A 13,724-nucleotide genomic window follows, 5' to 3' on the forward strand; every position below is an offset into this window, starting at 1 on the left:
CTTATTTAAGAGCTCCCTCTCTTCCTTCTTTATCCCAGCGATATGCCTCATTTTCTATTTCTTTTATGATTTCATTCTTTCCCGCCATATAGCTTTGTATATCTTCCGGATACTGTTTTGCTAATTGTTCCTTGACAGACGCATACGCTTCAGATCGTTCTGGGTGGAGTCTTAAGTAATCTCGAAACAATAAATGTCTTTTCACATCAGGATGATTCCTTTCATACACATGGACATGATGCGTACGATTCAAGCCACCCTTTTGAAAAAAACGTCTCCCTTTTATACCATTTTCACCGAGCGCTTCGTATCCAAGGTGTTCAAATCTCTCTTTTTTTCTATCAATCTCTTCTATATCGCTTACTTCTATTAATATATCTATAATTGGTTTGGCAACAAGTCCTGTAACTGACGTGCTGCCTATATGGTAGCCTTCTATCCAGCTTTTTTGAATGATTTGCTTGAGTCGCTGCTTTTCTTGACGGAATTCTTCATGCCATTCTTTTTTGAATTCGACAACCTCAACCTTGCGTCGCGGTGTCCATTTCATTTTTGATAGGGTGAGCTCTTTTGCCACATGAATGACATTTGTTTCAAAAAACCCTAATTTTTCATATAGCCTTTTTGCAGGGGTGTTTTCCTGCCCTGTGGTCAGTTCTATCGGAACATTCTTCTCTATGATTGTGGACATAAGTCTTGTTCCAATACCCTGCTTTAGCGCTTTTGGATGCACAGCCAATCGACTAATGATCAAACAATCTTTCAGCTCTTCATAAGAGACTACACCTAATAAGAGATCATGTTGCTGAAAACCAATAAATTGCTCTTTTGCTTTCATGACATCTTGAATGGTCTCTTTTAATGGCGGAAGATCAGCATAGCCAATTTGTTCAGCTTCTTGTTGGTATGCAGCTAGTTGAATATGTAAAATCTGCTTTGCTACATCACTTATTGTGTGATCTAAATAAACAATCATTTCATTGCCTCCAGCTTCTTCACAAATAACACACGGTCTTCATGAATGCCATCGTAATCTGAAAAGACTGAGATGCCATCTACTGTTTTATCTCCCTTTTCTATCTGAAACCCGAGTTTTGTATGGTAAGCAATGGAGACTTTATTGATAGGAGCTGTGACAGCTTTAATTGTTGTTCTTCCTTCCTTTTCAGCCGCTTCATAAAAAGCTTGATAGAGGATTTTACCTATCTTTAATTTACGGTGATCTGGGTGGACGCCAACAAAGTGAATATAGGCTTCATCCGAATGAGATTGCGATAAAAAACCAACCAAAAAGCCGATCAGCTCTCCCTTTTCAACGACAACGAAACTTGTTTGCTGGAAATGTTCAAAAAAGAGCTTTGGCAATTTTGCACGCAAATCTCTGCCTCCCCACCAGCTTTGAATGACGGATGTGACTGCGTAAAAATCTGACGGTTTCACTTGACGTATCATGATGGCCTCGCCCCTTTTTCCATTTTGGCTTTCCTTTGATTCGTTTTTTCTCAAAAATGCGATTGTTTCAATAGTCTACTGTCTGATCAAATGGTTGTAAAGACAGTATGCCCGTCTTTTTTCATGTTCACTTGTTGGTTCTTCGTCTTTCAGCCGTCATCTCCTTTTAAATCTTCACACTTATTTCAAAAAGTTCACTTTTTGTGCGAAAGTTTCATTCATTTGTTATGTTAAGATGGTTCATATAGGAAATGGTACAAATGTTTATTGGAGATGATGAGATTGGTTTGGGTTGTTATTTCGCTTGTTGTATTTAGTCTTTTAAAGCTGCTTGTCACCTCTTTGCCTTCTGGTGTTGTTGAGCGCCTTTTTAGCCGCTACGCCGTACATGCTAAAGTAACAAGTGAGCAAACAAATATTACTTTTCAAGGTCGTTCGCTTGATGAGCAGCGAGCATCTGAAATCATTCAACATTTTAATGATGCGATCTTTATTGAACGCTATTATATTTACCCTGGTGATGAAGAACGCTTTCTTCATCCGAATGAAGGGCCAGCGCCGCTTACTATGCAAACAAAGCATGGGAAACATGATGTCACCCTTTATCTGTTCCATTATGATGACCATGTGGATGTGGTTCGGCAGTTTACACATAAGCCAAAGAAAAAGCTGATGGCTTATCGTCTGCGTTCTGAACCGCTCCAAACATTCCACAACATGGCACATGCCTAACAATCGTTGCAGCAGACGAGACGAAGTGTTCACCACTTCGTCTTTTTTGTATGGACAGCTTTTGAATGATTTACCAGTATGAATTTCACCTCATGTTGTTTACAATAGATACAGAACATACGTTCTAAGAGGTGAAGTACAATGAATGAACGAGCCATTCTGCTTGTGGATATGCAGTCATTTTATGCATCAGTCGAGAAGGTGGAGGCGCCTCATTTGGAGAATGTACCGCTCATTGTCTCTGGAGATCCAGAACGAAGAAGCGGAGTCGTCCTGGCAGCCTGCCCTCTCGCGAAGAAACGTGGTGTACAAAATGCATCAAGGTTATGGGAAGCACAGGAGAAATGTCCTGAAGCAGTGGTTGTACGTCCACGTATGCAGCGCTATCTCGATGTCTCTGTCATGATTACAGAACTGCTTGAACAATACACAGACCTTGTCGAGCCATATTCCATTGATGAACAGTTTCTTGATATTACAGGCAGTCTTACACTATTCGGCTCTCCACATGAGATCGCTCAACATATACAAACAACGATTATGAATCAGACTGGCATTTACGCACGTGTGGGCATCGGCCCTAATAAAGTGCTCGCTAAAATGGCCTGTGACCATTTTGCCAAAAAAAACACATCCGGCATCTACGAACTGAGTGCCGACCGGGTTGCTGCTGATTTATGGCCGCTTCCAATTGGAAAATTATTTGGCGTCGGCAAACGAATGGAGCATCATTTGAAACGAATGGGCATCAGTACCATTGGCACACTTGCTACTTATCCGTTAGACCGATTAAAAAAACGCTGGGGAATCAATGGGGAGCTTCTGCAGCGAACAGCTTTAGGACACGATCCCTCCCCAGTCACTATTCACACACATGATCAACAAAAAGCCGTTGGGCATCATATGACCCTTCCCCGTGATTACGCATCTTTTGAGGAGATCAAAGTCGCTCTTCTTGAATTGAGTGAGGAAGTCGCTAGGCGGGCACGTTTTAAGCATTATCTCGGTCAAACGGTGTCTGTTGGTGTAAGAGGGGCTGATTTTTCACATCCAACAGGCTTTCATCGACAAATGAAGCTTCATTCACCGACACAGTATGGCTCAGATATTGCAGAGGCAGCGATTCAGCTATGCCAGCAGCACTGGGATGGCCAGCCCATTCGCAGTGTAGGCATTACCCTCTCACAGCTGCAGCCTGACAGCCACTATCAGCTGACTTTATTTGATCATCATTTGAAGAAAGATCAACTCAGCAAAGTATTTGATGAAATCCATCTGAAATATGGACCTGCGGCATTATTGCATGCTTCGTCACTGACAAGCGCAGGGCAGGTATATCACCGCGCCGAAAAAATTGGCGGGCATTACAAATAACGGAGGCGAACAAGCATGAATCCCAATAAATTAACACCTGGATACAACATCATGTGGGAATCAAGCCGAATGATGCTACCAGAGCACCGAGAGCAACTACTTGCTCAAAAACGAAAGAAAAAAGAATATACACCTCTACCGCTCAGCTCCGATCAACTAGAGGAAATGAATGTTTTGATCACACAGTCGATTACCGAGGATCAAGCGATTTGCGTGACATATGTCTCATCAGGCATGAAAGCACAGTTTTGGGGCTGGGTGAAAGCCATTCATTATGAAACACGCCAAATGAAAATCGTGAATGACGAAGATGTTCTAAACCTTTCCTTACATCAAATTATTGCCATCGATCTCAATTGATTTTCGCAAAACGAAAACATGATCATTGAAAAACCCGCTTCGTTTTTCCGAAAAAATTATGACCCATCAAGGCTTAAAACCTTGAAAACGAGGCATATGCTCTTCGAATGAACGGAACGGTTCAAGCTTCTCTGTCATTTGACGGATGACTCCTCCATCAAATTGTGTATTTAATTTGCACAATTTTTCATGTATGATTGGAACATCTTACAAACTCAGGGGAGACACAGCATGAAAAATAACTTACGCACTTTACATCCACTTAGTTGGACGATCATCATCGGCACGATATTTGGCCGAATGGCGACATCCATGAGCATTCCCTTTTTAGCCGTTTATTTGACACAAGTCAAAGGCGCCTCAGCCTCTTCAGCTGGATTGATCATTGCCGTCAGCTCTCTTATTGGGATTGTTGCGAGTTTTTACGGCGGCTATGTTTCCGACCGAATCGGCAGAAAAAAGGTCATGCTTTTATCCATCTTTGGCTGGACACTTGTCTTTGTTGGCTTCGCATTTGCAGATGCCATTTGGGTCTTCTTTTTTATGAATGCTTTAAATGGACTGTGCCGGGCGCTGTTTGAACCAACGTCTAAAGCACTCTTATCCGATGTCACCCCATCGAGCATTCGGTTGTTTGTCTTTAACTTACGGTATACGGCCATTAACATTGGTGTCATTTTCGGCCCGCTGCTTGGCTTATATCTCGGGTCATCAAAAACGACTTTTCCATTTCTCGTCGCTGCCCTCATTTACTTGTTGTACGGGTTAACGCTGGCATGGCAATTTCAAAAGCATCCAGTGGCTGCTCCAGAAAGCACCAAACAAATCGGCGTCAAAAAAGCTCTTTCCATTATTCAGAAAGATACGGTCTTTAGCATCATCCTCATTGGCGTTACTTTATGTTCATTTGGCTATTCACACCTAAGCTCAACACTGCCTCAATATTTATCGGCATCCCCTATGATTGAGGATGGCCCTAAACTGTTTGGGTATCTTTTATCCTTAAACGCAGTGGTTGTCATTGTCGTTCAGTACCCGCTGATTATGATCGCTAAGCGCTATTCAACGATTTTGTCATTAACGACTGGGAACGTGCTTCTAGCAGGCAGTTTATTTGCCATTGCTTTTTCACAAAGTCTCGGTACGCTTGCTTTCATCATTGTCGTGTTTACGATTGGTGAAGTGCTGCTCTTTGCGATGATGGATCTGTTTGTAGACAATATTGCAAAACCTGAAGTGAAAGGGTCATACTTCGGCGCAATGGGGTTTTCTCAGCTCGGCAGCGTCGTCGGACCGTTTGTCGGAGGATTGTGTATTGACTTATTTGGCGCAGCCCATCCCCTTTCTATTTTTTCAGTCTTGGCGATTGTCACCGCTGCAGGCGTTCCGTTTTTACTCATCGGATACTACCGCCTAAAAAAACGAACGGCGGCTGCCGTGGCTGTGAAAGTAAGTGGAGGTCATTAAAAAAAACCGCTCTCAATTGAGCGGTTTTCTTTATACCCTGCGGATGGCGATCTCTTCCACCTTATGCTGATCGCCTTTTTTTAAAATCAAATCGGCTCTATATTTTGTCGGCAAAATATTTTCATATAAATTAGGCCGGTTCACTGTATTCCAAATCGTGCTTGCCATCTGATCTGCTTCTTCATCCGTCAAATCTTTGTATTGATGAAAGAAGGATTCAGGATCTTGGAAGGCTGTTTCCCGCAGCAAACGGAACCGTTCTTTATACCAGCATTGAATTTGCGTCTCAGCGGCATCTACATAAATCGAAAAATCGAAGTAATCTGATACAAACACGCGCGGCTCATCCTTCAGATCATCCAGTGCCGGTGATTGCAACACGTTGATCCCTTCAATGATGACAATATCTGCATCTTCTACTGTTTCATACACCCCTTCAAGACGGTCATAGGTCAGATGTGAATATACAGGTGCATGCACAGTTTGTTTCCCTGATTTTAATTCATTTAAAAACGAAAGTAGCGCTTTAACATCATAGCTTTCCGGGAAGCCTTTCTTTTCCATCAGCCCCCGATCTTTTAACTCTTTTTGAGGATACAAAAAGCCGTCCGTTGTTACGAGACTCACCTTCAGCCCATCTCCAAGCCTTGATAAAAGTGTTTCAATAATACGTGCTGTCGTGCTTTTTCCGACGGCCACACTTCCTGCAATCCCAATTAAAAAAGGGATTTTCGCATGATGCGGATAGTTTAAAAAAGCATTGACATGCTGATTTTTTTGTTTTTCTGCAAAGACATGTAATGTCAGAAACCGAATAAGCGGTATGTAAATATCTCGAACTTCTTCTAGCGATAAGTAGTCGTTTAATCCTTGAAGTGCTCTCACTTCTTCTTCTGAAACAGATACCGGCATATATTCTCCAAGAGCGGCCCATGCCTCTCTCGTATGGCGTGTATATAGTGTATTAAAATCTAGTCGTTCGTCACCCAAAGTCTTTCCCACCAATCTAAACTAAACTCATAACCAAAAAGACGATAATCCGATTGTAGCTTAAAATGAAGGCGCTGTCTTTATTTTTCAACGAAAGTTTGCTTCTTTTGCGAAAAAAAAGCATTAAATAAAGGAAAATGAGGGTAAATAAGAGTATTCAGTTTGATAGATAGAAGGGAGCACACCAAATGAAATATGTGATGATTGGCGGAGATGCAGCAGGAATGAGCTGCGCTATGCAAATATATAGAGAGGATCCAGATGCGCAAATTGTAGCTTTTGAAAAAGGAGAGATTTTCTCATATGGACAGTGCGGACTCCCCTACTTGATCGGCGGTCTCATTGATCATCACAGAAAACTCATCGCACGTAGCGCTGACACTTTTCGTGACAAATACGGAATTGATGCCAGATGCTTACACGAAGTGACCTCAATTGACCCGGAGCAAAAAACAGTATCGGGTATTCATTCTAAAACAAAAGAGCCCTTTACAGAAACGTATGACCGCCTGTTAATTGCGACAGGAGCAAGCCCCGTCACACTTGATCTAGACAGTCATTCATTAGAAGGTGTCCACGTATTAAAAACAATCCCGCATGCGCTGTCTATTTTAGACAATCTAAAAAAAGACGTCACACATATCACGATCATCGGAGGAGGATATATCGGCTTAGAAATGGCAGAAAATTTAAAAGGGCTAGGCAAAGATGTTCATATCATTCAGCGGGGTGCAACACTTGGCCCAGGCTTTGATCCCGATATGGCAAAATATCTGAAAGAAGAAGCGGACAATCAAAGCATTCAAGTAGTACTTGGTGAAACAGTGCAAAAATTGAAGGGCAAGACACATGTAACAGCTGTTCAAACAGACAAACAGACAATTGAAACAGATATGGTCATCATTGCCGTTGGCGTCACTCCGCAAACATCCTTTTTAGACAGCACAGGAATTCAGCGTCTTCAAAATGGTGCAGTTGTTGTGAATGAATACATGCAGACGAATGTACAAGATATCTATGCGGCGGGTGACTGCGCAGCAACCTATCACCGTATCAAAAAGGAACTGGACTATATTCCGCTCGGCACGACAGCAAATAAACAAGGAAGAATCGCAGGCTTTCATATGACAGGAACAAACCGTGCGTTTCAAGGCGTAACCGGCACAGCGGTGATGAAATTTATGGACGTGACAGCAGGGCGAACGGGTTTATCAGAGAAAGAAGCAAAAGACGCGGGCCTTCCTTTCTCCACCATCACCATCGACAGCACTGACCACGCTGGATATTACCCAGATGCAGAGAAAATAAAAGTGAAACTGATTTACAGAAGCGATGATCACACCTTGCTTGGCGCACAAATCATCGGTAAAGAAGGTGTTGATAAACGAATTGATGTCATGGCAACTGCTCTTTATCAAGGGCTGACTGTGACAGACCTTGAAGATTTAGATATTAGCTATGCCCCTCCTTTTAACAGTGTATGGGATCCACTTCAGCAAGCGGCAAGACGAATATAGAAAAAGGAGTGAAGCCATTGACCATTCAACAAATTGCTACTATTGAAATTCCTGTGACTGATATCCCCCGGGCTGTCTCTTGGTATGAACAGATTTTAGAGATGATCGTTCTACATCAATCAGAAGAAGCAGCCATGCTCACTTTTACTCATGGCGAGGGACCTTCTTTTTATCTCGTCAAAACAAAACACGAGAAACGAATCTACTTTATGAACTCTTTTACAGGAGTTCGGCATAGTATGATTGATCTATTTGTGAAGGATTTAAAAAACTTTCACCAGTATTTAAGCGAGCATGAAGTGACTGTATCAGATATTCAAATATTAGCTGACCCAGACTTAGGCGGTTTTAGCTTCGAAGATGTTGATGGCAATGTCTTTGGCGTCACCAATATCAAGCCCCATCAAACAAAAAAAGAAACCAGCCTGTGACCGGTTTCTTTTTTTTGTTACTTTTTCATCATCGCTTTACGTGCTGCTTTTTCAAATAAAAACGGGAATAATTGATACAACTTACTGCCAGCATTCATCCATCCTGGTAAATTAATCTCTCTTTTTTTTGTCATCATGGCGGATACGACCTTCCCTGCTACCTTGTCAGCACTGAGCATCATAAAATCAACATTTTTCACATATTCACCACTGCGGTCTGCAATGGTAAAGAAGTCTGTGGCAATCGGTCCTGGATTGACGGTTGTGACATGAATTCCGCTGTCTGCCAGCTCCATTCTGAGGCTGTTTGAAAATCCGAGAACCGCATGTTTTGATGCGGAATAGATGGCGGATTTAGGGGTGGCAATTTTGCCTGCCTGTGACGCTATATTGATAATATGTCCCTTCCCTCTTTGTTTCATCTCAGGAAGGACCTTTTTTGTGCAGGCAATTAAACCAAAGACATTGACCTCAAACATCGACACCATTTCCTCAATGGATGCGTCCTCGACGAGATCGAACACACCAAAGCCGGCATTGTTCACCAAAATATCAACAGCACCCACTTGTTGATAGGCTTGATCAATGTCCTCAAGCTGACTGACATCAAGCTGAACGATGTGACATACGCCGCCAGCACTTATAATCTTTTCTTGTACACCTGCGAGCTTTTCAATTCGTCTTGCCGACACAATGATTTCTGCTCCTTCGGCTGCTGCCAAGTACGCCATCTTTTCACCAATACCGCCTGAAGCACCTGTAATCCATATTCTCTTTCCTGTTAGTCGCCCCATTTATTTCACTCCTTCATTTGCTCGATAGTAGAGGATTCCGTCTTTTTGCACTTCTTCAATATGTCCAGCCGCTAAAAGCACATCAAGCTGTCCGACTGTCTCAGACATTGTCAGAAATAATGCTTCTTCATACAGGCCCGGAAATAGGGTGCGACAAAGATGAAAGGCGGTCATTTCCTTTCGTTGAAGCAGCTGATACATCGTATTTGCCCGTTTTTCCTGTTTTTTAAATCTTTCTTCGATCAATTCGTGATGAGAGGTAATGAGCTGGCCATGCCCTGGATAAATCGCCTGAATGGGCAAATGCAATAAACGCTCGAGTGATGCTTTATATTGAAGCAGCGATTTTTGACGTTCTGTTCCTTTCATTGGCGCTTCCATTAACGGATTGGAAGAAATGGTCGTAAGCAGCAGATCACCGCCGATGAAATTCCCTGTTGTTTCATCTAAAAAAGAAAGATGAGATTGTGCATGTCCCGGGGTCTCTAGCACTTGGAAGTGCTCATGCCCCTTCAAACGATCGCCTTCTTTTATGACGTCATCGACATGTGCCGTACATGAATATGTATAGGACTGCCTCACAATTCTTTCACACTCACCTTGACGAAGCGGCACACCTAACTGCTGAAAAAAATCATTCATAAAATGGATTTGACGCTGTTTAAACGCTTCATCCTGACTAATATAGGGCTCATTCAACTCGTGTCCGATGACACGGACATGGGGTTTCATCAGATCTAAAAGACCGACATGATCTGCATGATGATGTGTCAAAACCACTTGATCAATATCATCTATTGTTAAATGATGTTCCTTTAATTGCGTGACAAAGGCATGCTGTGCCTCTTGTGTCATCGGTCCGCAATCGACTAAGGTCACGGCATCGCCTTTTAATACATATGCATGGACATCCCCCACCGCAAACGGTGTAGGGATGGATAATTGAATCATTTCTTCTTTCACTTTTATACGTCATCTCCTGATTTTTGACTCATAGATCATCTGAACTCACTCTTCTTTATTCATTGTATCTTGCAAAGGGCAGACTGTCATGCGGTTTAGATGGTCAATTTTTTTATCTCTCCCTATTGACACAAACTTGTCCATCGTTGCATAATGAACAACAAATATAAGATGCGCGATGACAAGGATTAGTAAGCAAAATAACGATGCAAGAGAGTGAGGTCCGCCGGCTGTAAGACTTCACCATCCTCTTATTTGCTGAACCTGCCCTTTGAGCTGTTAGGCAAACCTAAACGTTTCCCGCGTTAAGGGACTAGAGCTGAGTATGCAACATTGCATGCTAATTGAGGGTGGTACCGCGAAAAACCTTTCGTCCTTTGCAGACGAGAGGTTTTTTTATTTTCTACAAGGAGGAGCAGCTTATGAGTAAAATTGGATTTATTGGTGCAGGCTCAATGGCCGAGTCTATGATTAAAGGTCTTTTAAAGAGCGGCATTATGTCAAATGAAGATATCATTGTCACAAATAAAACAAATGAAAAACGATTAGAAGAATTAAATGCACGTTATGGAGTCAAAACAGATTTCGCTCGTTCCTTTATTTATGAAGAAGCCGATATGCTGGTGTTTGCTTTAAAACCAAAAGATGCGGAAAGTGGCATTTCTGAAGTAAGGCCCCATTTAAATGGACAGCTGATTATTTCTATTTTAGCGGGCATTTCTATTGAAACCATTCAGCATTATGCTGGCGCAAAAACGGCGGTGGTTCGTGCGATGCCAAATACATCAGCAGCCATACAACAATCAGCTACTGGCATTGCAGTCAGTGATGAAGTCACAGAGGCGCAAAAGGAAAAAGCAGTTCAGCTGTTTGAAACGATCGGTCATGTGACGGTTTTAGATGAATCACAGCTGAATGCGGTCACAGCCATTGCAGGCAGCGGTCCTGCCTTTATTTATCATTTGATTGAAGGAATGGAGCGAGGTGCATCGGAACTTGGGATGGACCAAGAGACAGCGAAATTGCTCATTTGTCAAATGATTGCAGGGGCTGCAAATATGCTGCAGGATAGCGGTAAGGAACCTGCTGAATTGCGCAAAGAAATTACGAGCGAAGGTGGAACGACAGAAGCAGGACTGAATACCCTTGCTTCCTATCAATTTGAAGAAGCGATTGTCGATTGTGTGAAAACAGCGACAAAACGCGCAGCAGAATTAAACGATATGTTTTCAGCGAGTACGTATAAGTAAGAGAGCAAAGCACCTGCCTTGATGACAGGTGCTTTTCATCTATCACTCGATGCTCTCATGGACATGATGGCTTTGATTTGATCGAGGTGATGAATTTCATGTAAAGCAATGGTTTCAGCTAATATTTGGACTGTCATCACCCCTTCTTCAGGATGGAGGCCAGAAAAATCCCATGTATCCTTTTCTAATAGTTGTAGTGTTTTGTTTCTGCTCTCTTTTAAGCGCTCGATCAATGCACTGACCTCTTGTGCGGTATACGTTTCATAAGCTCTTCCCTTCACATATATCTCTGGATCATATGATGCGAAAAGCGTGTGCTCATTTGATATTGCCTGCTCTATCCGCTCTGACCAGACTTCTTCTGTATCATACAAATGTCCAACAATTTGTTTAATCGACCACTTGCCTTCCCCAAAAGATTCATCTAATGTAGCCTCATCACATGTCCATAATAACTCCTCAAGCTTACGCAAACTCTCTTGAAGTGATGTCATGATCTCTGTTTTTGTTAGTACTCCTGTTTTCACTCTCACAATCCCCCTTCAAATATATGTAAGTATCATTCTATATCATACTCTATTTCTTTAGACAGAAGGTGATTAAAATCAAAAAGAAAAGCCCTATCATGACGATAGGGCTTTCACTTAATTCTTTTCTAATAAAGCATGAATTGTTGATTCTAAGAGCGACGGCAAAACGCCAAAAGAGAATGGGACATGCAGCCGTTCTGTCCATTTGTGCGCATCTTTTCCTAATGGACCAACGTTGATGACAGGAACGTTAAGAGCTTCTTTTTCTCCTTGTGGTAACGAGTAGCCTTTTTGGTATAGCGGCATGTTGGCTGTATAATCGTCTATATCTTGATTTTCAAGCTGTAAGTAGCTTAAATCAGATAAACCAGGAAAATATTTGACTTCTTCTACTTCGATTCCATAGATCTCTTTTGCTTCTCTTTGAATCTTCTTTAAGGTCGTTTGAATATGCAGATCGTTTGTTGAAGAAACAGATGGGTAAAATGGCGGACTATAAAACAACACAATCAGTGCTCCATCTTCCTTACAAAGGGTCGTCAGTTCTGATACAATTTTGGTTGAAAAATCACGATCCCCAAGCTCACCCCGGTTGGCAAAGGCGTAGTTGACAATTCGCTCGACCTCCTGCTTGCCGGATCGTTCAGCAGCTTTTTCGTACAGCTCATGATACGTTAACACCGTGATGTTTGTATCGATGGGTGTAAAATGTTTAAAGCGTTGAAATGCAGCGGTTTTCTGTTTGAGATTGGCTTCGATTTGGGCTGCTGCTTGTTTCGCAGTTTCATAGAGGAGCCCGTGAAGCTCTTCACTAGAGCGGTTCATCATCAGCACATTAAATAAAGAAACAGCCGTGTGAGGCGTTTGAACAGAGTAAGCTTCTTTCAAATCCTTTTGCATCAAATTGGTCGGAGGCGGTGTCACTTCACCATCTACTTCCTCACAATAATCACTATTCAGTTCTAACAGCCTGTTTAATTCAGATACCATAAAATTTGCATTTAATCCTGAGAAGGGCTCACCTACATGTGTTTCAATTCCTTTGCAGAAAAATCCCGCAAGTACCTTCCCTATACTACCTGTATAGATGTATTGGTGCGCATCCCCGGGATACTTTTCAAACATCGGCTCACTGTTTAAACACGCGGTATACTCAAGGTCATACGTCTCCTTGAGTTCCTTTAGTTTCGGAACAGCCTCCAGCATCCCCTGTGAATTCACTTCTTCATCTGGCACTGTGACGAGCAGAATATTTCCTTCAAACCTCCCCGCCATCGCTCTTTCCAGCATGGAAAGCTGGACAGTCAGGCCTGCTTTCATATCCATGGACCCTCGTCCAAACAGCCAGTCACCTGAAGCTAAATCCTCTCTTGCCCTTTTTGGAAGAAGTGCACTTTTTTGAGAAAAGGACGCCATTAACTCTTCGGGCTTACACGCCATATTTTGAAATTCTCCGTAATCCTCTGTATCGACGACATCAAAATGGCTGAGGAGTAAAACAGTACGTGGCAGCGTACTTCGTTTGACAAGTGCCGTTAAAAAATACCGGCCATCTTTCATTGGATGCAAAGCCAAGTGATCAGGATGCTGCTCAAAATATGGCCGCTCCCTCAGCAAGTAATATAAATATTCCGCTAATGCGACTTCTCCCGTTGTACCAGATATGCTTTCATACTGCATCAGAGCTGTGAGTAGCTCCTTTAGTTCACTTTCCGTTTGCCATTTCATCCGTTTATCCCCCTTTGATGTCCATATCTTTCATTATACAAAATCATGTTCAAAAGCTATATGGTTTGAGCACCTTTTATGACGAATGTTTGAATGACTGTTATAATCGGCTATACCATTCTATGAGGAGGCGAAG

Annotated in this window: 14 protein-coding genes and 1 other annotated feature; of the genes, 7 read left to right on the forward strand and 7 right to left on the reverse strand. The window is 42.3% G+C overall.

The features are described from left to right. Nucleotide 1: 1 nt before the first annotated feature. Both MHH31_RS10865 and MHH31_RS10870 read right to left on the reverse strand, forming a co-directional pair. On the reverse strand, nucleotides 2–976 hold the full coding sequence (locus MHH31_RS10865) for a GNAT family N-acetyltransferase (RefSeq protein ID WP_342494804.1): 975 nt from the start codon (nucleotides 974–976) through the stop codon (nucleotides 2–4). Beyond that, complete coding sequence (locus tag MHH31_RS10870) at nucleotides 973–1,452, reverse strand: GNAT family N-acetyltransferase (RefSeq protein WP_007501073.1); 480 nt, start codon at nucleotides 1,450–1,452, stop codon at nucleotides 973–975. Before MHH31_RS10870 ends, MHH31_RS10865 begins: the two co-directional genes overlap by 4 nt. A gap of 282 nt (nucleotides 1,453–1,734) precedes the next feature. Here MHH31_RS10870 and MHH31_RS10875 point away from each other — a divergent pair, with 282 nt between their 5' ends. The 4 genes from MHH31_RS10875 (at nucleotide 1,735) to MHH31_RS10890 (ending at nucleotide 5,385) form a co-directional block, all read left to right on the forward strand. Next, entirely contained in the window at nucleotides 1,735–2,184 is a 450-nt protein-coding gene (locus MHH31_RS10875; RefSeq protein WP_024718948.1) for a YfmQ family protein, read from the forward strand. 141 nt (nucleotides 2,185–2,325) lie between these two features. After that, complete coding sequence (locus tag MHH31_RS10880) at nucleotides 2,326–3,558, forward strand: DNA polymerase IV (RefSeq protein ID WP_073414018.1); 1,233 nt, start codon at nucleotides 2,326–2,328, stop codon at nucleotides 3,556–3,558. Nucleotides 3,559–3,573: 15 nt separating this feature from the next. Next, nucleotides 3,574–3,918 (forward strand): YolD-like family protein, encoded by a 345-nt coding sequence (locus MHH31_RS10885; RefSeq protein ID WP_017367544.1) that lies wholly within the window; start codon nucleotides 3,574–3,576, stop codon nucleotides 3,916–3,918. Between the two features lie 231 nt (nucleotides 3,919–4,149). After that, a complete protein-coding gene (locus MHH31_RS10890) occupies nucleotides 4,150–5,385 on the forward strand; it encodes an MFS transporter (protein ID WP_008343828.1) in 1,236 nt (411 codons plus the stop codon). A 30-nt stretch (nucleotides 5,386–5,415) separates the two neighbouring features. On the opposite strand, the gene coaA is transcribed toward MHH31_RS10890, so the two are convergent. Beyond that, nucleotides 5,416–6,375, reverse strand: coding sequence for a type I pantothenate kinase (coaA, locus tag MHH31_RS10895; RefSeq protein ID WP_008342294.1), 960 nt, complete (start codon nucleotides 6,373–6,375; stop codon nucleotides 5,416–5,418). Between the two features lie 188 nt (nucleotides 6,376–6,563). Here coaA and MHH31_RS10900 point away from each other — a divergent pair, with 188 nt between their 5' ends. Further along, nucleotides 6,564–7,892, forward strand: coding sequence for a CoA-disulfide reductase (locus MHH31_RS10900; RefSeq protein ID WP_342494805.1), 1,329 nt, complete (start codon nucleotides 6,564–6,566; stop codon nucleotides 7,890–7,892). Nucleotides 7,893–7,900: 8 nt separating this feature from the next. Continuing rightward, nucleotides 7,901–8,323, forward strand: a complete 423-nt coding sequence (locus tag MHH31_RS10905; protein WP_231947209.1) for a VOC family protein — start codon at nucleotides 7,901–7,903, stop codon at nucleotides 8,321–8,323. Between the two features lie 17 nt (nucleotides 8,324–8,340). Here MHH31_RS10905 and MHH31_RS10910 read toward each other — a convergent pair whose 3' ends face one another. Both MHH31_RS10910 and MHH31_RS10915 read right to left on the reverse strand, forming a co-directional pair. Beyond that, nucleotides 8,341–9,117 (reverse strand): SDR family oxidoreductase, encoded by a 777-nt coding sequence (locus MHH31_RS10910; RefSeq protein WP_144665762.1) that lies wholly within the window; start codon nucleotides 9,115–9,117, stop codon nucleotides 8,341–8,343. Beyond that, nucleotides 9,118–10,080, reverse strand: coding sequence for an MBL fold metallo-hydrolase (locus MHH31_RS10915; RefSeq protein WP_249855929.1), 963 nt, complete (start codon nucleotides 10,078–10,080; stop codon nucleotides 9,118–9,120). A 169-nt stretch (nucleotides 10,081–10,249) separates the two neighbouring features. Next, nucleotides 10,250–10,461, forward strand: a binding site (T-box leader). Nucleotides 10,462–10,502: 41 nt separating this feature from the next. Between MHH31_RS10915 and proC the strand changes: the two genes are divergently transcribed. Continuing rightward, nucleotides 10,503–11,330 carry a pyrroline-5-carboxylate reductase gene (gene proC / locus MHH31_RS10920; RefSeq protein ID WP_024718913.1) on the forward strand — a complete coding sequence of 276 codons (828 nt, stop codon included), beginning with the start codon at nucleotides 10,503–10,505 and terminating at the stop codon, nucleotides 11,328–11,330. A 35-nt stretch (nucleotides 11,331–11,365) separates the two neighbouring features. Here the strand turns inward: proC and MHH31_RS10925 are convergent, their stop codons facing one another. Both MHH31_RS10925 and MHH31_RS10930 read right to left on the reverse strand, forming a co-directional pair. Then, complete coding sequence (locus tag MHH31_RS10925) at nucleotides 11,366–11,857, reverse strand: DinB family protein (RefSeq protein WP_039165869.1); 492 nt, start codon at nucleotides 11,855–11,857, stop codon at nucleotides 11,366–11,368. 117 nt (nucleotides 11,858–11,974) lie between these two features. Then, nucleotides 11,975–13,588: a M20/M25/M40 family metallo-hydrolase gene (locus tag MHH31_RS10930; RefSeq protein WP_144668114.1), complete on the reverse strand. Its 1,614-nt coding sequence runs from the start codon at nucleotides 13,586–13,588 to the stop codon at nucleotides 11,975–11,977. Nucleotides 13,589–13,724 lie beyond the last annotated feature (136 nt).

This window comes from Bacillus sp. FSL K6-1033 (assembly GCF_038630765.1).
Classification (GTDB): Bacteria; Bacillota; Bacilli; order Bacillales; family Bacillaceae; genus Bacillus; species Bacillus altitudinis.